The following is a 23804-nucleotide window of genomic DNA, read 5'->3' as shown; positions in this document are numbered from 1 at the left end:
CAACAAAGTCTTCCATGTCAAATCCTTTTAATGAAGGGGTTCTGAATGGTTACGATCCATCTTCCTGCTTCATCCGGTCTGGATGGTGTCTTTCTTCCTCCGACCGTGGATGATACACTGCCACTTTTTTTCTCCTTTCCGTCCACCAGAGAGACCATCATGGGCATTGTCGTCTACAACACCCTGACCCGGCGCAAGGAACCCCTGGTGCCCCGCATTCCCGGCCGCATCGGCATCTATGTCTGCGGCATGACCGTCTATGACCACTGCCACATCGGCCATGCCCGGGTCATGGTGGTCTTTGACACGATTGTCCGTTTTTTGCGGGCAACCGGGCTGGATGTCACCTATGTGCGCAATTTTACCGACATCGATGACAAGATCATTCGCCGGGCCGAAGAGACCGGCGTCACCATGGCGGAGTTGACCACCCGGTTCATTACGGCTTTCCATGAAGACATGGATGCCCTGGGGGTGGCCCGGGCCGATATCGAACCCTGCGCCACGGCCCACATGAAAGAAATGCAGACCATGATTGCCCGCCTGATCGACAAGGGCTTGGCCTATGTGGGCGAGGGAGATGTCTACTATGCCGTGGACCGGTTTCCCGGCTATGGAACACTCTCCGGCAAAACCCTGGCCGACCTTGCAGCCGGCAGCCGGGTGGCCGTCGATGACCGCAAACGGAATCCCCTGGATTTTGTCCTCTGGAAGGGAGCCAAACCCGGCGAACCCCAATGGGATTCCCCCTGGGGGGCGGGCCGACCCGGCTGGCACATCGAATGTTCCGCCATGAGTACCTGCTACCTGGGCGAAACCTTCGATATTCACGGCGGTGGCCTGGATCTGGTCTTTCCCCACCACGAAAATGAAATTGCCCAGACCGAAGGCGTCACCGGCAGGTCTGCGGTGTCCTATTGGTTGCACAACGGTTTCGTCAATGTCGTCGGCGACACAGGCGAACGGGAAAAAATGTCCAAGAGTCTGGGCAATTTCCTGACCATCCGGGATTTGTTGGCCCGTTATCCCGGGGAGGTCGTGCGTCTGTTCATACTCAACAGCCATTATCGCAGCCCGCTGGATTTCAGCCACGACCTGCTCACGGCGGCCCGGGCCGGTATCGAGCGCATCTATACCGCCTTGCAGGCGGCCCAGAATCTGCTAGGCTCTCTGCCCCCCATCCACGCCATCGAGGCCACCCGGAATGCCACGGCACATCATGCGACGGATCCGGTGGGGCGGTTCATGGCGGCCATGGAAGATGATTTCAATACACCCCAGGCCCTGGCGGTGCTTTTCGATATGGTCAAGGAGCTGAACCGGGCCGTCGCCGCACAAGATCAACCCGGCACCGAACGGATCGCCTCCCTGATTCAGGACCTGGGAAGCGTCCTGGGCCTGGCCCTGCAAAATCCAACCCAGTGGTTTCAGGCCAATGATTCCGCCGCAACCGGCGAACCAACTCCCCAGGAGATCGAGGCCGCCATTGCCGAACGCAAAGCCGCCCGTCAGGCCAGAAATTTTGCCAGGGCCGATCAGATCCGGGATGATCTGGCCCGGCGCGGCGTCACTCTCCTGGATGCCAAGGATGGCACCTCCTGGAGACGCCAGCACCCGGCTTGATCATGAAACAGACGAGCCGGCAAAGCGATTCCTCACCCCCGGAAGCCCTGATCCATGGCATCAATGCCGTTCTGGCCCTGTTGCAGGATTCCGGTCGCGGCGTGGCGGCGGTCACGGTCCTGGATGGCTCGCGCAATCCGCGTCTGCACGAAATCGTGCAACTGGCCCGCAGCCGTCAGGCCCGCCTGCGTTTTGTGGACCGGGCGACCCTGGATCGTCTTTCCGGCGGCGCGGTCCATCAAGGCGTGGTGGCCCACGCCCTGCCGCGTGCCCAGCCCCAATGGTCGGACCTGCTGGCTCGAATTTCCCGTCTGCCATCTCCCATTCTGCTGTTTCTGGACGGGATCGAAGATCCCCACAATCTGGGTGCCATTCTGCGCAGTGCCGCCGCCTTTGGTGTGGAGGCCGTGGTGCAAACCAAAGATCGTTCCGCCCCTCTGACCGCAGTCGCCGAAAAAGCCGCTGCTGGTGCCACCGCCCATGTCGATCTGGTCCGCGTCACCAATCTGGCCCAGGCTCTGGAAGAGTTGCGCAACCTGTTCATCCCCATCTACGGCCTGGTCGGCGAAGCACCAACCACCCTGGCCGAAGTCAAACTCACCCCACCCCTGGTCCTGGTCATGGGGGGTGAAGGGAGCGGTCTGCGCCGTTTGACCCGGGAAAAATGCGATCAGCTCCTGGCCATTCCCATGGCCGGCGGTGTCGGATCCCTCAATGTTTCGGTGGCCACGGGTGTTGCCCTGTATGAGGTCTTCCGGCAACAAAAACCGTAATCACTTCTTTCCCAAATAACGGCTTTTGACATTGTAGGCAACCATCCAGTCCGCCATGGACCGTTTTGGCAAAATCTCCAGCAACCTGGCAGCGATGGCATTGGCATCCTGCATGGTGCCAGCCAGTTCCCGCGCCTTTTTGTCGAACAACGAGAGATACTCCTGCATGTCCCGCAGATCCTTTTTGGTCGAGAGGGGGCCATGACCGGGAACAATATTGTCAATCTCCATCGCCTGCAGGCTGTCCAGGGTTTTGGACCAGCCTTCAAGATCACCATCCCCCATGAAGGGATGAAAATCGGTAAAGAGAATATCGCCGCTGAACAGGAGTTTTTCGGCGGGAAGATGGACCACCAGGCTGCCAGCGGTATGGGATGGCAGGGTGCGGAGCAGGCGCACCTGTTCTCCGCCCAGATCGATGGTCATCTGGTTGCTGAAAGCCAGCGTTGGGACAACAATTTCGGTGCCGAGCATATCTTCCGGCTTCAATCCGTAGGTTCCGGCATTTTTCAGAATGTCCGCCCCCCGGGTGGCCAGCATGGCCTGGTCGGCCTCATGAGAAATGACCACAGCCCCCAGTTTGGCAAAGACGCAGTTGCCCAGGGCATGGTCCAGGTGGGTATGGGTATTGATCACATATTTGATCGGCTTATCCGTCACTGCACGGATGTCGGCCAGGAAACGCTCTCCCTCCCTGGCGGAGATCAGGGTGTCGATCACCAGGACACCATCCCGACCGATGACGATCCCGGCATTGGCAGCAAAACTATGGGCAGCCGATGCATCCTTGACACCGACATAGGCGTAAACCTTGTCCGTCAATCTGGTCAACTCGGCACCGGCTGACTGAACATTGAAAAGTGTCAGGAGCAATATGGACAATGCGAAAAATTTTTTCATGAGCTTCTTCCCTGGTTGAGAGCGTGTGTTCAAACCTCATATAGCACGTTATTCCGCGTGGCAAAAGGTGTCGTCCAATGCGTACCTTGACCGCTCTGGATCTCCTGCTCGCCCTTGGCCAGATGCCGGAAATTTGTTATGGAAAAATCTGCGCGGCTCGCAAAGATCTTTCGGGATAGTAGTGAGTTATTTTTCAATATTATAAAATAGTTAATACACATTGCAACACGATTTGAGAAACTGGACAGGAACTTTAGAGGCATGCTCGCCCCGGTTTGCACCGTGGTTTGGCTTGCATAGATCATGACACATCATGACAATTATAATTAATGTCAACAGACCCCAACACGAGCCACAAAAACTGAGGGACTATAAATAGGAATGCCTTGATATTCGCCCATATCCAGCAAATCATGATCCCCGGCAATAATGCAATCAGCTTTTCCTGACACAGCAAGAGAAAGAAATTTATCGTCTTTCGAATCACGGCAAGCGGATACGTTACTGGTGACTACGACAGACTCTGAAATATCTGCGTACCACTTAACGTAATCAATCACGCTCTTATGAGAGAGATATTTCCTGAATTTTTCGCGAGCAAATACAAGCATAAGCTCAGAAATTGTCTCATCACACACCAATAAAACACCATTCTCTGCGATCCAATCAAACATTCTCTCAAAAGCAGGATTATGGCATATGGCAAAGCTGACGAGGATGTTGGTGTCTATCACAACACGCACTATCGGTCATTCTTTATGGAAGACATTAGATCATCATGTATTTTTACCGTCACACCATTTTTTTCGGCTTCCTTCTGTAATTTTAGAGCGATTGTTGACAAACTTGAACGACCGATAGCCAAACTGACAACGGTATCGTCGGGGACATACACAAGCTCATTCATAACTTGTCGATCTATTCCTTTTACAATCGCACTCTGTGTATCCGTCATGGTATTTTATCCCTGCAAGCAGATTAACACACGGGCCGTGCGAAAACAGTACGCGAACGGAAATCAGGAAAGCAATAGGAAAAAATTGCTGAACCAGCTCCTGGTGAGTTCGCCACCACCCTGGCCAAAATGCGGAAATAATTGTCCCGCATGGTCTTCTTCAGTGTGACAGGATCTGCCCATTCCAGAAACCATCTGGATCCGCTCCGATGTCGTTGGAAAAACGACGAAACATTCATGGCATATCTTGTTGCGGGCAGGAAATCTGGTATCCTGCGAGCCGGAAGGGACAATTTACCGGCAATGCCAGTGCTGAAAGAACCGCAATCCAGGAGGGAACATGGCAGATCATTCCCAGGATTTCATCACCCGGATCGTCACCCTGATTCGTGACAATCAGGTGGACGAGGCCAGACGTCTTCTGGACGAAGCAGGTGAGCAAACCCCCGAGAACGTAGCCCGCTGGTATCTTTTTGCCCGGTTGCTGGTCGTCTCGCTGGGGGAGAAGGATATCGAGGAGCGTCTGCAATCCTTCGGACGGGCACCTGGACATGCCTTTCGCACGGCCCTTTCGGTGTTGAAACGTGCCGTGCCGGAGGTGGATGCCCCGCCGGAAAAGGCCATTGAGCCTCCGGCAACCACGCCGGCAACACAAAGCGTCACGCCAGATGTGGTGGATGCCCAACCGGCACCGGCTGTCGTCGCATCCGCCATGGAAGGTGACGTGGCGATGCCTGTTCCGGCGACAACCATGGCCATTGCCGGAGAAAATCCCGTTCTGCGGCACCTGGAACACTTTTTGGGTCGGATACGGGGTTCCGTGACTCGACCAGACACTGCCGGAACAACCCTGGCAGGGTTGACACAATTTCTGGCCCGGATACAAACCCGGCAGGCAGGCATGGCAGCCATGTCCGAACCTGATGAGACGGCCCCTCCGACCTGGTTGTATCAGGGTTCGAGACCGGGTGTTCCGGTGGCTGCGGTCGTGGCGGGCATGGCAGCCCATGGTCGCAACCTTGGTCAACGAGGCGTTATTCCATCATGACCCCAACCAATCCCTGGCGAATTCTTGTCCTGAACGGACCCAACCTGAACCTGCTCGGACGGCGCGAAACAGGCATTTATGGGGTGGCGACGCTGGCGGACATTGAAACCGCCTGTCGGGAATATGCAGCCCCCAGGGGCGTGGAAATTGAATTTTTTCAATCCAACCACGAGGGGGTTCTGGTCGAACGGATCCAGATGGCCCTGGAAGCCTGTGATTTGATCATCATCAACCCTGCTGCCTACACCCATACCTCCGTGGCCATCCGCGATGCCCTGCTGGCTGTCAAATTGCCGGTGATCGAGGTGCATCTGAGCAACATTTACCAGCGGGAACCCTTCCGGCATCACTCTTACATCCGGGATATTGCCGTGGGACAGATTTCTGGATTCGGCCAGGATGGCTATATCCTGGCCTTGGAAGGAGGCATACGGTACCTTCACGGGCAACGATCCGGTCAGAAGAGCTGATCGCCATCGTTCCACGTATTTTTCACAAAGCCAGGGAGAGATGACAGAGATGGACCTCAAGGATGTTCGCCAACTCCTGAAAATGCTGGCCGATACCGACGTGGCCGAGATCGAGATCCACCAGGAAAATGGTGCCCTGGTGCGCGTCATCCGGGATCGGGGACAATTCACCCCGGCGTTTCGGTCGGTACCATCATTGTCGCCGGGAGAGACACCGGCAACGGGATTTTCAGCGCCGGGATCGGCGGTCTCCCCGACAGGTCTCCCCGCTCAGGACCAAACCCCGGAACGCTCCCCTACCGCCGTTGCCGTCACCTCACCCATGGTGGGCACCTTCTACAACGCCGCATCGCCGGAAGCCCCCCCCTTCGTCAAGACAGGGGAGATGGTCAAAAAAGGGGATACGCTGTGCATCATCGAAGCCATGAAATTGATGAACGAAATCGAATCCGAAGTCAGCGGGCGCGTCATCCGGATCATCCAGGAGAATGCCAGCCCCGTCGAATACGGAGAAGAACTGTTTCTCATCGAGCCGGGCTGAACCGTCATGTTCAAAAAAATATTGATTGCCAACCGGGGTGAAATCGCCCTGCGCATTCACCGTGCCTGCAAGGAACTGGGCATTCAGACGGTTGCCGTGCATTCGGTGGCCGACGCGAATGCCATGCATGTCAAACTGGCCGATGAGTCGGTCTGCATCGGCCCGCCCCCTGCTGCCGAATCCTATCTGAACATCAAATCCATCATGGCGGCAGCCGAAATCACCGATACCGAGGCCATTCATCCCGGTTATGGCTTTCTGTCGGAAAATGCGGAGTTTGCCGAGGTGGTCGCCGATTCGGGCCTGGTTTTCATCGGCCCCACGGCGGAGGTGATCCGCCTGCTGGGGGACAAGGTCAGGGCGCGGGAAGCAATGCTCGCCGCCGGGGTGCCGGTGGTGCCCGGTTCGCCCGGGGTGGTGGAAAACGATACCATGGCCCTGGAAAGTGCCCGCGCCATCGGTTTTCCGGTCATCATCAAGGCATGTGGCGGCGGCGGGGGTCGCGGCATGAAAATCGTCCACACCGAAACCGCCCTGGCCAACGCCTGCTCCATCGCCCGCAACGAGGCCCGGCAGTTTTTCGGCAACCCCGACATCTATATCGAAAAATTTTTGGAAGCACCCCGCCACGTCGAAATCCAGATTCTGGCCGACCAGCACGGCCATGCCATCCATCTGGGCGAACGGGATTGTTCCATTCAACGCCGGCACCAGAAAGTCCTGGAAGAGGCCCCTTCACCTGCCGTAGGCCCGGGACAACGCGAACGGCTGGGGCAACTCGCCAGCAAGGCCGCCCTCGCCGTCGGCTATACCGGTGCCGGGACCTTTGAATTTTTATTGAGCGACGGCGGTTTTCACTTTCTGGAGGTCAACACCCGCATCCAGGTGGAGCATCCCATCACCGAAATGATCTCCGGTATCGACCTCGTCAAACAACAAATCCGCATCGCCCACGGCGAGCCCCTGCCCATCTGCCAGGAAGAGGTCCGCCTGCGTGGCCATGCCATCGAATGCCGCATCAATGCCGAAGATCCGGATACCTTCCTCCCCTCCCCCGGCCTGATCACCGAATATCACCCTCCCGGTGGCGGCGGCATCCGGATCGATTCCGGGGCCTACGCCGGATACCGCATTCCGCCCCATTACGATTCCATGATCGGCAAGCTGATCGCCTACGGAGAAAATCGCGACGAAGCCATCGCCCGCATGCGCCGTGCCCTGGACGAATATGTCATCGGCGGCGTGGCCACCACCATCCCCCTGCATCGACGCATCCTGCAAGACAGTGAATTTTGCCGGGGCAAATATACGCTGCATTTCCTGAATCGCTTCCTCCAACCCGCCAGGCCGGATAAAAAGAGATAGGAAGGGAGTCTTGACACCCCGTCATGGTCAACCTAGAATCACTCGAAGTGACATATGGAGCGGTTGGAATGTGTCACGATATGCAGCCGTCGTGCAGTCGTTTGTTGGGACGCGGATTCTTTGGGCCTGGACTGAAGGCACAAAAGGCACCAGCATCGTTGGAGTACTATAAAAACAGGATGAGGCAGTCAACATGGACGAACACTCCACGGAAAATCCGGCCCAGAATGGTTTCTGGGGCGAACATAAACCCCAGGATCAACAAGGCTCAGGCTCAGGAAATGGCACACAGCCGGGCGGCACACCCCCCTCCGGCGAAACCCTCCTCGCTGCCCTGGAACAGCGTTGGGAAGCCATCTCCCAAACCCTCCGCAACCTCCGCCAGGAAAATGTCCAGTTGCGCGAACAAATTCAGCAACGGGATCAACAACTCCAGCAACGGGATCAGCAGGTTGCAGGAATCCAAGTCGATGTTGAACGTTTGAATCGGCAGGTCGCGGATTTGCAACAAGAGAAAAATCAAACCATTGCACGTATCGAAACGCTTCTCACCCGTTTTCAAGCGACGGAATCGTAAGCCAAGCCCTTGCAACAGGGTCAAGATGACATGTCCGAATTCGTCGAGGTGAGAATCCAGGGTCAGGTTTTCAGGTTGAAAACCGATATCGGCAAGGAGTACGTCCACGAACTGGTCGCCTTCGTCGATGGCATCATGAAAAAAATGGCGCGGCAGTCCGTCAGCATTCCTGTTGACCGGGTCGCCATCATGGCTGCGCTGGATATCGCCGACAGCTATATCCGGCTGCAAAAACAAGAGCAGGTCAGCGAGTCTGGAAATACCGGCATCAGCAAGGATCTGGTTGACCGGGTTCAACGGTTGATCAATGAGGCTGACCGGTTGCTTGAGGAACAATGAGGGTATCAGTCCCCTGCGGTGTGCGTGAGGATTCTTCATCCTCCTGAGCCGATACTTCTGAACCTGGGATCTCTGCTCTGACCGTGGAGTGCAACTCCCCCGGGAGTTGCCAGAAACGGTTACCCGGAGATCCAACTTGATCGATAGGGTTCGAGAGGTTGCAATCCCACGGCATTGGCGGGGGTCTACTCTTGCCGGAAAGCAAATCGGATCTGCGGACACGGCTGCGAAAAATTCGCCGCCAGATGAACAGGCATGAAGTGGTTTCCCTGAGTCGGCAGATTTGTGCCCGGGCCACGACCCTGACTCTGTATCAAAATGCCCGGACAGTCGGTCTGTATGTCGCGATGGACAACGAAGTTGATCCGTCGTGCCTGCTGACCGATGCCTTGCAGTGCAACAGGCAGGTCTTTCTGCCGGTGACAAACCGACAGGAAAAAACCTTGAATTTTGTGCCGTATCGTACTGAAACACCCCTCCGGAAGGGGGCGTATGGCATTCCCGAACCGGCACCACAAGCCGATACCCCCACCCTGAAAACAGCCGAAGGGTTGGACCTTCTGTTTTTGCCTTTGGTGGGCTTTGATCGACAAGGGGTGCGTCTGGGATATGGGGGTGGTTTTTTTGACCGGTTCCTGGAACCTGCACCCCGGCCACTCCTGGCCGGATTGGCCTACGGGTTTCAGGAAGTGACGGCAATCCCCGGGGATGCCCTGGATGTCCGATTGGATGTCGTGGTAACAGAACAGGAGATCCTGTTTTTGACCAAACCTCCTGCCTCCTGAACCAGTCGGGTCTGGAACAATCATACCTGAACTCTCCGCCCGGCACCGTGGCCCGGCAAAGAGTGGAAAAAAATACAGGAATCTGGCAATGGACGTACTGCTTTTCATACTGGCCCTCCTGGTCGGGGCAGCGTGGCCGACCTATCTCCTGGTCACCCAGCGGCGGCTGCTCTCCCTGGCCCAGAAAGGCCAGGAAGAACAAAACCGGAAAATCCAGGAGATCGCCGAAGAACGCATCCGCACCCTGGAACGCGAAACCGAACTGCGCGACAAAGACGCCCGCCTGCGCTACAAGGAAGAACTGGATCGTGAGTTCAACGAACGCCAGCGTGAGGTAAGCCAGCAAAAAAAACGTCTGGAAAAACGCGAAGAGGTCCTGGATCGAAAAATTGAACAACTCGACAAACGGGACAGTGAACTGGATCGGCGTCTGGCCCAGGTTGACAAGGAACGAGACGCCCTCGCCAGCGAAATGACCCGCTACCAGGAACTGAAAGAGTCCACCCTGCGGCGTCTCGAAGAGATTGCCCAAATGACCCTGGCCGATGCCAAGGTGCAGTTGATCAACGAAATTCGCGAAGATGCCCGCCGGGAATCGGCCCGGCAACTCAAGCAGATTGAAGAAGAAACCCGGCGCACGGTCAAAAAACGCAGCAGCGAAATCATCGCCACGGCCATCCAGCGCTATGCCGGCGAGTATGTTGCAGAAAACACCGTGGCCGTGGTGGCCCTGCCCAATGACGACATGAAAGGTCGCATCATTGGCCGGGAAGGCCGCAACATTCGCGCCATGGAAGCCGCCACCGGCTGCGACTTGATCATCGACGACACCCCGGAAGCGGTGGTGGTTTCCGGTTTTGATCCGGTCCGGCGACAGGTGGCCAAACGGGCCATCGAAGAACTCGTCTCCGATGGCCGCATCCATCCGGCACGCATCGAAGAGGTGGTCCGCAAAATTCGCAAGGCCATCAACAATGAAATCCGCGAAGCCGGCGAACAGGCCATCTTCGACATGGGGGTCCATGGCGTCCACCCGGAAATCGTCCGTCTGCTGGGAACGCTGAAATTCCGGACCTCCTATACCCAGAATGTCCTGCACCACGCCATCGAGGTGGCTTATTTTGCCGGCATCATGGCCGAGGAGCTTGGTCTGGATGGCAACGTCGCCCGACGCTGCGGTCTGTTGCACGACATCGGCAAGGCCGTGGATCACGAAACCCCGGGTTCACACGCGGTCATTGGCGGGCAATTGGCCAAAAAATTCAAGGAGAGCAGTGTGGTCAGCAATGCCATCTGGTCACACCATTTCGATGTCGAACCGGTATCGGTCTATGGGCCGTTGACCAACGCCGCCGATGCCCTGTCGGCAGCCCGGCCCGGGGCACGCCGTGAAAATGTCGAGACCTATATCAAGCGCCTGGAAGCCCTGGAACATATTTGTACCGATTTCCAGGGCGTCGAAAAAGCCTATGCCATTCAGGCCGGACGCGAGGTACGGGTCATTGTGGGTTCCGACCGGGTCAACGACGAAGGATCCATGCTGCTGGCCAAGGAGATTGCCAGCCGGGTGGAGAACGAAATGACCTACCCGGGACAGATCAAGATTACGGTGATTCGGGAAATCCGGACCACGGAAATTGCCCACTGACAAAAAACCCTAAATACCGGGTTTTCGGACCTCCATGCAAAAAATGTCGTTCTCACCCTCGGGCAGGGGTTCGGTCGTCTGAAATCCTTCCTCGCGCAAAGTGGCAGGAAGGTTTTGGCGCGGCTCGTTGCCACGCATACGGACCTGCAAGGTCTGTCCCGGGGCCATCTCTTCCAGCTTCAGCAGCACCTTGACATAGGTGAGAGGGCACTGCTCCCCGGTGATGTCAATCCTGGCGTCAACCATGGCCGACCGGCTTTTGCCTGTCTCGCCCCTGAAACAGATCTTCCAACGAGGCGGCATCCAGAATGTTTTCCGTCCACCTGTCCAGCATGTCCAGAGTGGCACTGGCCAATCTGGCATGGACCCACTCGGGCAGGGAACCGAAGCGCCGTTGGATCAACAAAAGCAGGGTGTGCATCTTCCCTTTGAGAATGCCGTTTATTTCGCCGTTTTTTTCGCCGATCAGGATGCCGTTTTTTTCGCCGTTGAGGAATGCCCTCTGCTCAATGTCCTTTTCCCATTTATCGATATAACGTGTCAGCATGATGACAACCTCCTCAAGCTCTACAGGAACAGACGGGCGAGGATCCTGTTTCTTGACCCGTTCCAGAGCCACGACCAACAGTTCCCGGAATAAACGTTTCACGGGCGGACCGTCCGGATGCCTGTCAAACCATGCGACCAGGTCACGACTGGCATCCAGGACCGATGCAGGAGTGACCGGATGTTGTATTCGAAAGAATACGGCAGTCAGGGACCAGCGGCCCTTCAACTCCTGATCCGGGAATTTCCCCTCGTCAATCACATAATACCGCATTTCGGGCTGATACTGCCACAATGGAGAACCTGCCGGGAGCCGGATCAGATCCCGCAAACTCATGGCCGCGTTCCAGCGTGGCTCCCCATTATAGAGAACAATAGGCAGTACCGGTGGCAAACCATCCGCAGGCTTCAATTTGCGCTCATCGACCAATTGTTGATAGAGCAGGCCGACATAGACATCGAGACGCAACACCATCCACTCGTCAATATCGGACTGAAACTCCAAAATCAGGATCAAAAACACACTGCTGCCAGCGCAGGTGGGAATTTCCCATACCACATCTCCCCGCCGTCGTTGACCGGTCTGGGCCGTAAACTTGGTGTTCATCCGCCGCATTTGCGACAGATCAAGTTCTGCCAGGAGGGCGAACTCCAAAAAATTCCGCAGCAGATCGGCCACCATTTCCGGATAGGAAAAGAGGCGATGGTAGATGGAATCATCGTTGTCTAACATACCCGACATCATATCTCATTACCAGAGACACGGAAAGGACCATCCGATTGCGCGAAGGGCAACCTGATTGAGTTCCACCAGGAGGAAGGGCAGAGCCGCTTCCTCCTGGCGTGAGATATTCCGGTATTTTTATTTTGGCATCAGGATGGGCATGCCGAACAAGGGCCAGATGGTGACCAGGGCCACGCCCAATACCACAAGCAGAATGGCGCTCATGACCAAACCATGAACCAGAAATTCACCCGGTGTGAACTGTTTGGATTCGTAGGCAATAGCGTTGGGAGCCGCACCGATCAACAACACGAAGGGCATGCCGGCGGTGACCAGCGAGGCATAGAAGATCACATCCGGGGCAACCCCCAGATATTTGGCGATCACGAGTGATACCGGCAAGGCGATGGCAATTGCCGCCACGTTCATGATGAAGTTGGTCATGGCCAATACAAAAGCGGCGATGCCCATGACAAAAACCCACCAATGGGCATCCTTGAGAGTGGCCAGCCATTCGACGGCCATCCACTGGGCGGCACCGGTTTTCCAAAGACAAAAACCGATACTCATGGCACCCGAGAACAACAGAACGATGTTCCAGGGAATCTCTTCCAGGTCTTTTACTGTTAAAATATTGAAGATGAAGAACAGCAGGGTGGAGATCAGCATCAGGGCGGCACGGTCGATGGCACCCAGGGTCGGGACGACGGACTGCAACGCCATCAATACCACGACCAGAAAGACGCAGAGCAACACAAACTGTTCCTGGCGGCTCATGGGTCCCAGCGCATCGACCATGTGTTTCACCTTTTCCCGCAACCCCGGGATCACCGCCTTGGAAGGCTTGAAGGCGATGGACAGGTAAAACCAAATGATGAACACCATGATCCAACCGATCAAACCCAGAAAAATGGGCAGATCGAAGAAGGCGACATCGCGACCGGTAAATTCCTTGAACATGCTGGCCGCTGCCGGGCCACGTGCCGCACCGAGAAAGGTGATGACACTGCCGGCCCCGGCTGCCCAGGCCATGCCGATGAACAGGCTTTTGCCAAACCGGGAGGGACCCGGTTCTTCACGATAAAGGGCCAGGATGGCCAGCAGGATGGGATACATGGTCGCTGCCACGGCGGTGTGGGCCATCAGATGGGTCAACAAGGCGGTAACCACCAGGGCACCCAGCAGTATCATGCGGGTTTTTTCACCGACAATCAGCAGCACCTTGTAGGCCAGGCGCCGGGTCAGGCCGGATTTGGTGAAAGCCATGCCGATCACCAGGGAACCGAAGATGAACAACACCGACGGATCCATGAAATCGCGAAAAGCCTCCTTGGCGGGACGAATGGCAAACAAGACCTGCATGACTCCAATGGCGATGGCAGTGACACCGATGGGAATGACCTCCAGGACCCACCAGATACCAGCCATGAGAAACAAGCCTATGGCCGCCTTGCCTTCAGGCGGTAACGGAAACTTCTTGCCTGAAGGATCGATGGCGTCGGCCCAGGGGGCGGAGTTGTAGACAAGCAAAAACAGAATCAACCCACCGAGCAACCCACCCCACTTTTTCCAATCGAAGAGTTGTTTTTCTTCGGCGTCAAAGTGAACGGCAGTCTGATCAGCCATGGAGCACCGCCTTGGTGACTTCGGTCACCACATCGACGAGACGCAACACACCGATAACCTTGTGATCTTCGACCACCGGCAAAATGTTGGCTGCGGTCGTGGCCATCATATAGATGCCCTTGGCCAGGGGATCGTCGAGGTGCAGGGATCCCTTGATGGCCGTGACATGCGGGCCGACCGGACCCAGGGATGCCTGCCGGCATAAATCCGCGCAATCTTCCTGCCAGAGCATGGCCAGAGAGGTCACGTCATCGCCCATTCCCTGAAAATGTGTCGGAGATTGGCGAAGATAATCCGGCAACAGGCCATGAAGCATGTCCCGCAGACCCAGCATGCCAACCAGCCGGCCATGACTGTCAATGACAAGAACACTGCGAAACTGCTCGGCGGAACTGTATTTTTCCTGCAAGGTTGCAAATACATCCCGCACCGTGGCGCTGTCGCGCACATGCGGATAATCGGCAAGAGGAACGTAAAGTTCCCGGACCACCCCACTTAATTGCATGGCCAACCTCCCAACCTGGTTCAGTCCATTCTTGATAAGACCTTAATATCAAAAATGGAATTTGAGAGAGAGAAAGAGTATTAAAAACGCAAAACCTGCTGAGGATGGCACCACACTGCACAGGCATGCAAGAATTTTTTAACGCCTGTTTAACTTTTTTTTACCCAATGTCGTGTGCAGACGTCAATTCCATACCAGATCATCACTGAATCCTGGCAAAGAAATCCGGGACGCTTCTTTATAATAGTTAATAAAATCAATAATTAATACTATTGATCGCAGCATAACGCTTCTTCCGTGACAACACCATCACGCCGGTTTCAGCCCCCGTCGAGAAGAGATTGACGCATGGAAAACACAGGACTAGGATCAGGGTCCGGCGTCGTCACACCCCTGCCGTGATCATCCAATAAACATCAGCACGGAAAACAATCGATCATGCGCCTACTCATTCGAATTTTGCCACTCCTGGCAGGCCTCATCCTGCCGCTTCTTTCCCTGCCTGCAGAAGCCACCGAGGTTGCCGGAGCCACCGCCGAGGCTGTTTCTTCTGGTTTGCAACTCCCGGCCTGGGGTTGGGCACTGGCCCTTTTTATCGTTTGTTTCTTCCTTGGTATTGTGGCCGTGCTGGGCGGGGTGGGTGGGGGCGTCTTGTTCGTTCCCATTGTGGGCGGATTTTTCTTTCCTTTTCATATGGATTTCATTCGTGGTGCCGGGCTGATGGTGGCATTGGCCGGTGCCCTGGCCGCCGGACCGGGCCTGCTGAAAAGCGGCATGGCCAACCTGCGTCTGGCCTTGCCGGCGGCGGTCATCGCGTCGGCCTCGGCCATTGCCGGTGCCATGATGGGCCTGGCCTTGCCGGTCTGGCTGGTCCAGACCTGTCTGGGAGTGACCATTCTGGGTATCGTCCTGCTCATGTGGCTCGCCAAAAAATCGGAAATGCCGGATGTTCCCCAGGCCGACGCCCTCTCCTCCTCCCTGCGTATCCACGGCATTTTCTTCGATGCCGCGCGCGGCCAGGAGATTGACTGGAAAATTCACCGGACCATCCATGGCCTCATTCTTTTCGTCGTCATTGGTGTCATGGCCGGCATGTTTGGTCTGGGTGCCGGCTGGGCCAATGTCCCGGTACTCAATCTGGTCATGGGAGCGCCCCTGAAGGTTTCGGTGGCCACCTCCAAATTTCTGCTCTCCATCGTCGATACCTCGGCAGCCTGGGTCTACCTCAATCAGGGGGCCGTTCTGGCCATCGTCACCATTCCCTCCATCCTGGGCATCATGCTGGGATCGCTGATCGGTGTCCGGCTGCTGGCCATCACCAATGCCGCCACCGTCCGCAAGGTTGTCATCATCATGCTGCTGATTGCCGGGCTGCGTGCCCTTTCGAAAGGTCTGGGTTTCTGACATGGACACCACGCCACAAAACACCAAAAACTATGCCTCGGAAGAACAGATCATCTACGCCAGACTTTTGAATATCGGCTGGAAGATCGGTTTTGCCATGCTTCTGGTATCCTTCGCCATCTATATTTTCGGTCTCCTGCCGGGCGTGATTCCGCTTGAAGAGATGCACCAATACTGGTCCATCTCGGCCAGGGATTACCTGGCCAAGGCCCACCTGCACACCGGCTGGTCCTGGGTACATCTCGTCAACAAGGGCGATTATCTGAACTATGTCGGCATCGCTTTTCTGGCCATGATCACCCTCGTCTGCTACCTGCGCATCATTCCTGTTCTGCTCAAGAAGAAGGACTTTGTCTATTTTGTCCTCGCCATGCTGGAAGTTGTGATCCTCGCCCTTGCGGCATCAGGCATCCTGGCAGCCGGTCACTGAAGGAGTTTACGCCCATGTCCGCCTCGACACTGCTTCCCACCGGAAGATTCCAAAAAATTCTGGTCGCCACTGACGGTTCCAACTTCAGCGAGGGTGCCCTGCACGTGGCCATTGCCCTTGCCAAAGTCACCGGGGCTACGCTCTACCCCATGCGCATGGTGATCAGCAATCCCGAGATTGATACCCTGGTTCCCGATCTTGCCCACAGCAAGGAAGTGACGGCGAGAAAGGATCTGGAGACCATTGCCCAAAAAATGACCACGGAGGCCATCGCAGCCATTCCCGTCGTCAAGCGCGGAATCCATCCCCATGCCGAAATTCTGGCCGCCAGCGAAGAGATTCAGGCTGACCTGATCGTCATGGGACGCCGGGGCATTCGCGGTCTGGCCCGGCTCATGGTTGGCGAAGCCACCGCCCGGGTCGTGGCCCAGTCCCGTTGCAAGGTTCTTGTGGTGCCCAAGGATGCCCATCTCTGGCAGAAAGGAATCCTGCTCGCCGTCGATGGCTCCCGTTACAGCGACCGGGCCGCCGTGACCGCCGGCAAACTGGCCACCCTCTTCCAGATTCCCTTGACTGTCGTCTCCGTCGTGCGCAATGTCCACGGAGAAAAACGCCGCCAGGAAGCAACGGAGGCCATGCAACGCATCTGCCTGGCCCTCGAACAGGATGAACCCGGTATTCAGGTTTCCGGCGATGTGGTCAACGGCGATTCAACCGCCCAGGTGATCGTGCAAGCCGCCAGCGACCGGGGGGCCGATCTCATCATCGGTGGCAGTCACGGCCGCTCCGGCCTGGAAAGGGTCTTTCTGGGCAGCGTCATGGAGCGTATCATCGGTTTGGCAAAAGTTCCCATCCTGACCGTCAAGGGGGGGTAGGAAGGTGTTTTTCCGGTCCTTGATCCTGGTTTTTTCACTGGCGACCGTCCTCCACGTCCAGGCCGGGGAAGTGGAAGAGACCTTCCGCCGGGCCAATGAAGGGGATCCCATTGCCCAAAACGCACTCGGCACGATGTACGATCACGGCCAGGGTGTTCCCCAGGACGACCAGGAAGCCCTCAGATGGTACCGGTTTGCTGCGGAGCAAGGTCTGGCCGAAGCCCAGAACAACATCGGCACGCTGTTCAATCTGGGTCAAGGTGTGCCCCAGAATGACGAGGAGGCCATCAAATGGTTCCGTCTGGCAGCAGAGCGGGGCAATGCCATCGGCCAAGCCAACCTGGGCAACATGTATGCCAATGGCCAGGGGGTCGCCAAGGATTTCAAAGAGGCTTTCAAGTGGTTCCGACTGTCGGCTGAACAAGGCAACGCAGCCAGCCAGCAAAGAGTTGGCCTGATGTATGCCAATGGCCATGGGGTGCCGCAAGACATCAAGGAGGCGGCACAATGGTATCGCAAATCCGCCGAACAGGGATATGCCCATGCCCAGTTCAATCTCGGCGTACTCTACCTGAATGGCCAGGGCCTGCCGCAGGATTATGTCCAGGCCCACATGTGGTTCAATCTCGCCGCAGCCAATGCCATCGAAAATGCCGTCAAGGCCCGCGATAAAACCGCCGAGCTGATGACTCCCTATCAAATCGCCGAGGCCCAGAAAATGGCCCGGGAGTGGAAACCGCTCCCCGGAAAATGAGGGTGAAGACCACTCCCCGGGAACCAACGATGGAACCGATGCCGTTCATGCGAGGTCCGAGCAGGCTCCTGGCAATTTTGACCAGCCAGGATGCCTTGAAGATTCAAGAGATCCAGCAGGCCGCAACCCTGGCAACATTGACCGACCTGGTGCATCAGCAGACACAGGCGGTGCAGTGCCTCCTGACCCATGGAGTCAAGGTGCGCCATATCCGACAGATTGTGCGCGATCTGGATTGCCAGGTGTTTCAGAAAGTCGCGAGTCTGCTGTCAACACCGGACATGCTGGAGCATCTCTGTATTCTGGTCATGGGGAGTGAGGGACGCGGCGAACAGATCACCAAAACCGACCAGGACAACGCGCTTTTGACCGATGACACCTTTCCCGCAACAGAAATCACGGCATTTTGTCAAAACTTCGCCAATGCCCTGATCCGGATCGGCTATCCACCCTGCCCGGGTCAGGTCATGCTGTCCAATCCGGAATGGAGCGGCAACCTGGCCGATTTTCAAAAGTCAATCTTCACCTGGATCCGTGATCCCACCCCGGACGGCTTCATGCGGCTGGCCATCTGCTATGATGCACGGCCCGTGGCTGGCAACAAAATCCTGTTTCAACAGGCCTATGATTTTTTTTGGCAGCATCTGCCCGACGATCCGGCTTTTTACGCCCACTTTGCCTTGCCAGCTTTGGCCTTTGCCACCCCTTTGGGAGTGTTCAAACGCTTCATCGTCGAAAAAGGGGAACGCCAAGGTCATATCGATCTCAAAAAGGGGGCCTCTTTTCCCATCGTGCATGGCGTGCGCAGTCTGGCCCTGGAGCAACGCATCCGGGAATCCAGTACCCCCCGGCGAATCCTGGGATTGATGCACAAGGGAATTCTGGACCGCTCTTTCGGCAAGGATCTCATCGCTGCCTTTGATTTTGTTGCCGGCTTGCAGGTCAGGAACCGGCTGAAAAAAGTGCGCGGAGAAGAGGCGGGAGAAGATTTTCTGCTCCTGAACAGTCTGGGATATCTGGAACAGGAATATTTGCGCAACTGTTTCGGTCTGGTGGATCGTTTCAAAAAAATGATCTACCATCATTTCAATTTACGAATACTGCACTGACCAAGCTGACCGCATCTCATGATAGCCGCTCTGCCAGACGAGTTCGATGTACCGTGGAAAGATATCCTGGAAAATTATTTTCCGGAATTCCTGGCATTTTTTCTGCCGGAAGCCTACCGAGAAATTGATTGGGAACGCGGCTTCGCATTTCTTGACAACGAACTGGCCCGCATCACCCGTGCCGCAGAGATCGGTGACCGACGCATGGACAAACTCGTCAAGGTATGGCGTCGTGGCGATGACCAGGAACTCTGGGTATTGATCCACATCGAAATCCAGGGTAACCGCAAATCGAATTTTGCTGAGGGCATGTATGTCTATCAGTACAGGGCTTATGATCTGTACCAAAAACCGGTGATCGGATTGGCCATTCTGGCTGACGAGGAGCCTGGTTGGCGACCAACGGAGTTTGGTTACGCCCTGTGGGGTACCCAGCAAAGCTATCGCTTTACCGCCATCAAACTGCTGGATTATCAAGAAACCGATCTGGAAAAATCCACCAATCCATTTGCTGTTGTCACCCTGGCACATCTGCATGCCAAAAAAACCAGACACCAGCCGGAAAAACGCTACCAGGTCAAATGGCACCTGATTCGCGGTTTGTACAAGAGCGGTCGCAACCGCAAACAGGTGATCGATCTGTTTCGATTCATTGATTGGGTCCTGCATTTGCCGGAAGAGCTTGATAACCAGTTGCAGTCAGAAATCGCCACATTCGAGGAGAAACAAAAAATGCCTTACATTTCAAGTGTAGAACGCATAGGTGAAAAAAGGGGGGAAAAAAGGGGTGAGGCCAGAATATTGACTCGCCTGCTGCAACGCCGTTTCGGTGAATTACCCACATGGGCGGTGGAAAAAATTTCCCAGGCTGATCTGCCATCCCTGGAAGAGTGGAGTCTCCAGATATTGGATGCCCAGTCACTGGATGCGGTTTTCATGGACAACGTGTCATAATCAGATCACACCATTGAGAAATCAGGATGACCACTCTGCCAGACGAATTCGATGTACCGTGGAAAGATATCCTGGAAAATTATTTTCCGGAATTCCTGGCATTTTTTCTGCCGGAAGCCTACCGGGAAATTGATTGGGAGCGCGGCTTTGCATTTCTTGACAACGAACTGGCCCGCATCACCCGTGCCGCAGAGATCGGTGACCGACGCATGGACAAACTTGTCAAAGTATGGCGTCGTGGCGATGACCATGAACTCTGGGTATTGATCCACATCGAAATCCAGGGCAATCGCAAACCGAATTTTGCCGAGAACATGTATGTCTATCAGTACAGGGCCTATGACCTGTACCAAAAACCGGTGGTCGGATTGGCCATTCTGGCTGACGAGGAGCCTGGCTGGCGACCGGCAGAGTTTGGTTACGCCCTGTGGGGTACCCGGCAAAGCTATCGCTTTACCGCCATCAAACTGCTGGATTATCAGGAAGCCGATCTGGAAAAATCCACCAATCCGTTTGCCATCGTCACCCTGGCACATCTGCATGCCAAAAAAACCAGACACCAGCCGGAAAAACGCTACCAGGTCAAATGGCACCTGATTCGCAGTTTGTATAAGAGAGGTTGCAATCGCAAACAGGTGATCGATCTGTTTCGATTCATCGATTGGGTCCTGCATTTGCCGCCAGAGCTTGACAATCAGTTGCGGTCAGAAATTGCCACCTTCGAGGAGAAACAAAAAATGCCTTATATCTCAAGCGTGGAACGTATAGGTGAAAAAAGGGGTGAGGCCAAAGTGTTGACTCGCCAACTGCAACGCCGTTTCGGTGCATTGCCCACATGGGCTGTGGAAAAAATCGCCCAGGCTGATCAGCCATCCCTGGAAGAGTGGAGTCTCCAGATATTGGATGCCCAGTCACTGGATGCGGTTTTCATGGACAACGTGTCATGAAATTCAGACCCTGTCACATGGATATCAGACAGAGAGAACAATTCCATGGAGAACATCAATGCCTGTCGAAATCCTGATCGTCGATGATGCTCCCAATATTGTCTTGTCTCTTGAATTTTTAATGAAAAAAGAGGGTTTCGCCGTGCGGACGGCGGCTGATGGCGAAGCGGCACTTCAGGCCATCGACGAAAAAATTCCCGATCTGATCCTCCTGGATGTCATGATGCCCAAACGCAATGGCTACGAGGTTTGTGCCGCCATCCGCGCCAATCCCCAACATCAAAAAGTGCGTATCATCATGCTGACCGCCAAGGGACGTGAAGTGGAGCAGCAAAAAGGGTTGGCCCTGGGAGCGGATGATTATGTCACCAAGCCGTTTGCAACCAGGGAGTTGGTCCAAAAAGTGCGCACCCTGCTGGGTCTGGAAACTGTCTGAGTCTTTTGCCTGTTTTTTTTGCCCGTTTTTATTTGGAAAAATTGACATCGTGAATATTCGCACCAGATTCTGGAGCATCCTGGGACTCTACCTGCTGTTGGTATGCGGGGCATGGATGGGTGGGGCCTGGCAGGCCATGAACACCCTGCCCGTTCTGGATCAACCTGCCGAGTCATGGCTGCAAACTCAAACCATTTATATATTATCTGTCGTGTTTTTATCGGGAGCTGTCCTGGCCAAAATATGGCTCTGGCTCGACACAGTGCTGCTGAAACCCCTGGTCCAAATGGACCGCACGGTTTCCATCCTGGCCCATGCCGATCCGCTCCAGGAAATTTCCCTGGACAACAACCACCTGCTGGGCAACCTCCCGGAAGGGGTCCAGCAACTCGGTCATGCCCTGTACCATGCCCGTCGCCAAGTCAAGGAAGCCCTGAGTACCGGTGCCGATGGAACCGAACGCCTGGAAAAAATCATCAAACACCTCCATGTGGGCCTGATCGTCATCAATGCCGAAGCCCATATCATACTCTACAATGCAGCAGCTCAGAATGTGTTCCAAAGCCATATGGAATCCCTGGGTCTGGGACGATCTCTCTATGAACTTTGCACCCGCCAGCCCGTGGAAACCACCATGGAATTTCTTTTGCATCGCAAAAATTCCGCCGCCGGTTCCGACCGGAACGATGTGCGGTTTTTTTGCGCGGCACAGCATGAAGAAATGATGCTGGACTGTGTCATGACCCTTTATCCCGGTGATCGACCAGGACAAAACAATTTCATCCTGACCCTCGAAGAGGCAACCCGCAAAATGTCGGCAGCGCGGCGCTATGATACCCTCATACGCCATGCCCTGGAAAACAGCCGCAACCCGGTGGCCAGTCTGCGAGCTGCTGCGGAAACCCTGCTGCAACATGCGGAGATGGATACCGCGAACCGCTTGTCGTTCATGCAAATCATCCAGAATGAAAGCACCGATTTGTCCCAACAACTGGATGCCATCGCTGCCGAAGCGAATACCCTGGCCTCGGAACAATGGATTTTGACGGATGTCCTGATCTCCGATTTGCTCGCAACACTGATCCGGCGTTTGGCGAAAAAATCGGGGCTGGTATTGCAGGGAGCGTCGGAATCCCTGTGGGTCCGGGCCGATGCCCCAGCCCTGTTGCTGGCCCTGGAAAAACTGCTGCAAAAAATTGGGGAACAGGTGCAGTATGGTGTGATCGAGAGTGCGGCCATGCTCGGTGACAATCGAATTTATCTGGATTTCATCTGGTCAGGTTCGCCCATTTCCGTCACAGAGGTGGAGTCCTGGCGCACGTTGATTCTGGACGAAGAAGGATTTCCCTTTCGCCTGGAAGAGGTCCTGGAACGCCATGGTTGCGAAATCTGGAGTCAGGAACATCGCCGCCCGGGTCATGCCATGCTCCGGCTGCCGCTGGCCCCCTCCCCGCGTCAATGGCAGTATCCCGGACAAAATATTCCGGAACGTCCCGATTTTTATGATTTTTCCCTGATGGGATCGCTGCATGTCCCGGAACATGTGGCAGATCGGAACCTGGCTGATTTGACCTTTGTGGTGTTTGATACCGAAACCACCGGCCTGCAACCTTCCAAAGGGGACGAAATCATCTCCCTGGCTGGTGTGCGTATTGTTCATGGGCGTATTCCGGCTGGGGAAACTTTTGAACGTCTGGTCAATCCCCGACGTCCCATTCCCATTGAATCCACCCGGATTCACGGCATATCCAATGCCGATGTCCACGACAAGCCGGCGCTTGAGGAGGTATTGCCGCAATTCAAGGCCTTTGTGGCCGATGCCGTGCTGGTGGCCCATAATGCCGCCTTCGACATGCGTTTTTTGCATCTCAAGGAGGCAAGCTGCGGCATACACTTTGACAATCCGGTGTTGGATACCCTGCTGCTTTCGGTTTATCTCCATGATGAGGTCACCGACCACACCCTGACTGGCATTGCCAAACGCCTGGGGGTGGAAGTTCGTGAAGAACACAGAGCCATGGGCGACGCCATGGTGACTGCGGAAGTGTTTCTGAAACTTCTGGATCTGTTGCAAGTCAAGGGTATCACCACCCTGGGTGCAGCCATCGAGGCAGGCAACAGCATGGTGCAAATACGCCGTCAGCAAGACAAGGCAGGGTATTGATCATGTCTCCCATGAAACGTTTTACTGAACGCCTGGTGGTATTGACCGTGTTCGGGGTGCTGGCCCTGAACCATCCCCTGCTCTCCCTGTTCAGCCGGGAAACATTCCTGTTGGGAATACCGGTATTGTTTTTATATATTTTTCTGTTTTGGCTGTTCTTCATTATCATGATCGCCTTGATCTCAAAACGTACTCATACGGAAGATAATCAATAAAATCTTCCGACCCCTCTCTTTTTTTGTAATCATTCGGGTAACCATTCAGAACCCCTTCATTAAAAGGATTTGACATGGAAGACTTTGTTGG

The 23804-nt window shown here is 55.4% G+C and carries 27 protein-coding genes and 1 other RNA gene; 21 read left to right on the top strand and 7 right to left on the bottom strand.

Annotated features, from left to right (window positions below):
• Positions 1-159 precede the first annotated feature (159 nt).
• Entirely contained in the window at positions 160-1623 is a 1464-nt protein-coding gene (locus HQL65_14075) for a cysteine--tRNA ligase (protein ID MBF0137361.1), read from the top strand.
• 2 nt (positions 1624-1625) lie between these two features.
• Positions 1626-2396 carry a 23S rRNA (guanosine(2251)-2'-O)-methyltransferase RlmB gene (rlmB, locus tag HQL65_14070; protein MBF0137360.1) on the top strand — a complete coding sequence of 257 codons (771 nt, stop codon included), beginning with the start codon at positions 1626-1628 and terminating at the stop codon, positions 2394-2396.
• Here the strand turns inward: rlmB and HQL65_14065 are convergent, their stop codons facing one another.
• The 3 genes from HQL65_14065 to HQL65_14055 form a co-directional block, all read right to left on the bottom strand.
• A complete protein-coding gene (locus HQL65_14065; protein ID MBF0137359.1) occupies positions 2397-3296 on the bottom strand; it encodes an MBL fold metallo-hydrolase in 900 nt (299 codons plus the stop codon).
• A gap of 332 nt (positions 3297-3628) precedes the next feature.
• Positions 3629-4027, bottom strand: a complete 399-nt coding sequence (locus HQL65_14060; GenBank protein MBF0137358.1) for a putative toxin-antitoxin system toxin component, PIN family — start codon at positions 4025-4027, stop codon at positions 3629-3631.
• Positions 4028-4038: 11 nt separating this feature from the next.
• Complete coding sequence (locus HQL65_14055; protein ID MBF0137357.1) at positions 4039-4251, bottom strand: hypothetical protein; 213 nt, start codon at positions 4249-4251, stop codon at positions 4039-4041.
• Between the two features lie 340 nt (positions 4252-4591).
• Between HQL65_14055 and HQL65_14050 the strand changes: the two genes are divergently transcribed.
• The 9 genes from HQL65_14050 (at position 4592) to rny (ending at position 11024) form a co-directional block, all read left to right on the top strand.
• Entirely contained in the window at positions 4592-5299 is a 708-nt protein-coding gene (locus HQL65_14050; GenBank protein ID MBF0137356.1) for a hypothetical protein, read from the top strand.
• Positions 5296-5769 carry a type II 3-dehydroquinate dehydratase gene (aroQ, locus tag HQL65_14045; GenBank protein ID MBF0137355.1) on the top strand — a complete coding sequence of 158 codons (474 nt, stop codon included), beginning with the start codon at positions 5296-5298 and terminating at the stop codon, positions 5767-5769. The genes HQL65_14050 and aroQ overlap by 4 nt, the downstream gene beginning before the upstream one ends.
• 49 nt (positions 5770-5818) lie before the next feature.
• Positions 5819-6310: an acetyl-CoA carboxylase biotin carboxyl carrier protein gene (gene accB, locus HQL65_14040; protein MBF0137354.1), complete on the top strand. Its 492-nt coding sequence runs from the start codon at positions 5819-5821 to the stop codon at positions 6308-6310.
• Between the two features lie 6 nt (positions 6311-6316).
• The gene (accC, locus tag HQL65_14035; protein MBF0137353.1) at positions 6317-7675 is read left to right on the top strand and encodes an acetyl-CoA carboxylase biotin carboxylase subunit; all 1359 of its coding nucleotides are present in this window, start codon (positions 6317-6319) and stop codon (positions 7673-7675) included.
• Between the two features lie 193 nt (positions 7676-7868).
• Complete coding sequence (locus HQL65_14030) at positions 7869-8252, top strand: hypothetical protein (protein ID MBF0137352.1); 384 nt, start codon at positions 7869-7871, stop codon at positions 8250-8252.
• 30 nt (positions 8253-8282) lie between these two features.
• Complete coding sequence (locus tag HQL65_14025) at positions 8283-8591, top strand: cell division protein ZapA (GenBank protein ID MBF0137351.1); 309 nt, start codon at positions 8283-8285, stop codon at positions 8589-8591.
• A 7-nt stretch (positions 8592-8598) separates the two neighbouring features.
• Positions 8599-8779, top strand: a non-coding RNA gene (ssrS, locus tag HQL65_14020) — 6S RNA.
• Between the two features lie 3 nt (positions 8780-8782).
• Positions 8783-9376 carry a 5-formyltetrahydrofolate cyclo-ligase gene (locus tag HQL65_14015; GenBank protein ID MBF0137350.1) on the top strand — a complete coding sequence of 198 codons (594 nt, stop codon included), beginning with the start codon at positions 8783-8785 and terminating at the stop codon, positions 9374-9376.
• 88 nt (positions 9377-9464) lie between these two features.
• On the top strand, positions 9465-11024 hold the full coding sequence (rny, locus tag HQL65_14010; GenBank protein MBF0137349.1) for a ribonuclease Y: 1560 nt from the start codon (positions 9465-9467) through the stop codon (positions 11022-11024).
• Between the two features lie 9 nt (positions 11025-11033).
• Here the strand turns inward: rny and HQL65_14005 are convergent, their stop codons facing one another.
• From HQL65_14005 to HQL65_13990, 4 genes are all read right to left on the bottom strand, one after another.
• Positions 11034-11270, bottom strand: a complete 237-nt coding sequence (locus HQL65_14005; protein ID MBF0137348.1) for a sulfurtransferase TusA family protein — start codon at positions 11268-11270, stop codon at positions 11034-11036.
• Complete coding sequence (locus HQL65_14000; GenBank protein ID MBF0137347.1) at positions 11263-12303, bottom strand: Rpn family recombination-promoting nuclease/putative transposase; 1041 nt, start codon at positions 12301-12303, stop codon at positions 11263-11265. Before HQL65_14000 ends, HQL65_14005 begins: the two co-directional genes overlap by 8 nt.
• Positions 12304-12432: 129 nt before the next feature.
• A complete protein-coding gene (locus tag HQL65_13995; GenBank protein MBF0137346.1) occupies positions 12433-13920 on the bottom strand; it encodes an SLC13/DASS family transporter in 1488 nt (495 codons plus the stop codon).
• A complete protein-coding gene (locus HQL65_13990) occupies positions 13913-14425 on the bottom strand; it encodes a CBS domain-containing protein (protein MBF0137345.1) in 513 nt (170 codons plus the stop codon). The genes HQL65_13995 and HQL65_13990 overlap by 8 nt, the downstream gene beginning before the upstream one ends.
• Positions 14426-14863: 438 nt before the next feature.
• Between HQL65_13990 and HQL65_13985 the strand changes: the two genes are divergently transcribed.
• The 10 genes from HQL65_13985 to HQL65_13940 all read left to right on the top strand — a co-directional run bounded on the left by HQL65_13985 (position 14864) and on the right by HQL65_13940 (position 23713).
• Complete coding sequence (locus HQL65_13985) at positions 14864-15829, top strand: sulfite exporter TauE/SafE family protein (GenBank protein MBF0137344.1); 966 nt, start codon at positions 14864-14866, stop codon at positions 15827-15829.
• Position 15830: 1 nt separating this feature from the next.
• On the top strand, positions 15831-16259 hold the full coding sequence (locus HQL65_13980; GenBank protein MBF0137343.1) for a hypothetical protein: 429 nt from the start codon (positions 15831-15833) through the stop codon (positions 16257-16259).
• 14 nt (positions 16260-16273) lie between these two features.
• Positions 16274-17134 (top strand): universal stress protein, encoded by an 861-nt coding sequence (locus HQL65_13975; GenBank protein MBF0137342.1) that lies wholly within the window; start codon positions 16274-16276, stop codon positions 17132-17134.
• 133 nt (positions 17135-17267) lie between these two features.
• The gene (locus tag HQL65_13970) at positions 17268-17888 is read left to right on the top strand and encodes a sel1 repeat family protein (GenBank protein ID MBF0137341.1); all 621 of its coding nucleotides are present in this window, start codon (positions 17268-17270) and stop codon (positions 17886-17888) included.
• Between the two features lie 29 nt (positions 17889-17917).
• On the top strand, positions 17918-18997 hold the full coding sequence (locus tag HQL65_13965) for a hypothetical protein (protein ID MBF0137340.1): 1080 nt from the start codon (positions 17918-17920) through the stop codon (positions 18995-18997).
• Between the two features lie 18 nt (positions 18998-19015).
• Positions 19016-19951 (top strand): DUF4351 domain-containing protein, encoded by a 936-nt coding sequence (locus HQL65_13960; GenBank protein ID MBF0137339.1) that lies wholly within the window; start codon positions 19016-19018, stop codon positions 19949-19951.
• 26 nt (positions 19952-19977) lie between these two features.
• Positions 19978-20898 (top strand): DUF4351 domain-containing protein, encoded by a 921-nt coding sequence (locus HQL65_13955; GenBank protein MBF0137338.1) that lies wholly within the window; start codon positions 19978-19980, stop codon positions 20896-20898.
• A 58-nt stretch (positions 20899-20956) separates the two neighbouring features.
• Positions 20957-21334 carry a response regulator gene (locus tag HQL65_13950; GenBank protein ID MBF0137337.1) on the top strand — a complete coding sequence of 126 codons (378 nt, stop codon included), beginning with the start codon at positions 20957-20959 and terminating at the stop codon, positions 21332-21334.
• Positions 21335-21383: 49 nt separating this feature from the next.
• Positions 21384-23498, top strand: a complete 2115-nt coding sequence (locus HQL65_13945) for a histidine kinase (GenBank protein ID MBF0137336.1) — start codon at positions 21384-21386, stop codon at positions 23496-23498.
• A gap of 11 nt (positions 23499-23509) precedes the next feature.
• Positions 23510-23713, top strand: coding sequence for a hypothetical protein (locus HQL65_13940; protein ID MBF0137335.1), 204 nt, complete (start codon positions 23510-23512; stop codon positions 23711-23713).
• Positions 23714-23804: the final 91 nt, after the last annotated feature.

The organism is Magnetococcales bacterium, assembly GCA_015228935.1.
GTDB lineage: Bacteria > Pseudomonadota > Magnetococcia > Magnetococcales > DC0425bin3 > HA3dbin3.
The sequence above is the reverse complement of the archived record's forward strand: the minus strand, read 5'-3'. Positions and strand labels throughout refer to the sequence as shown.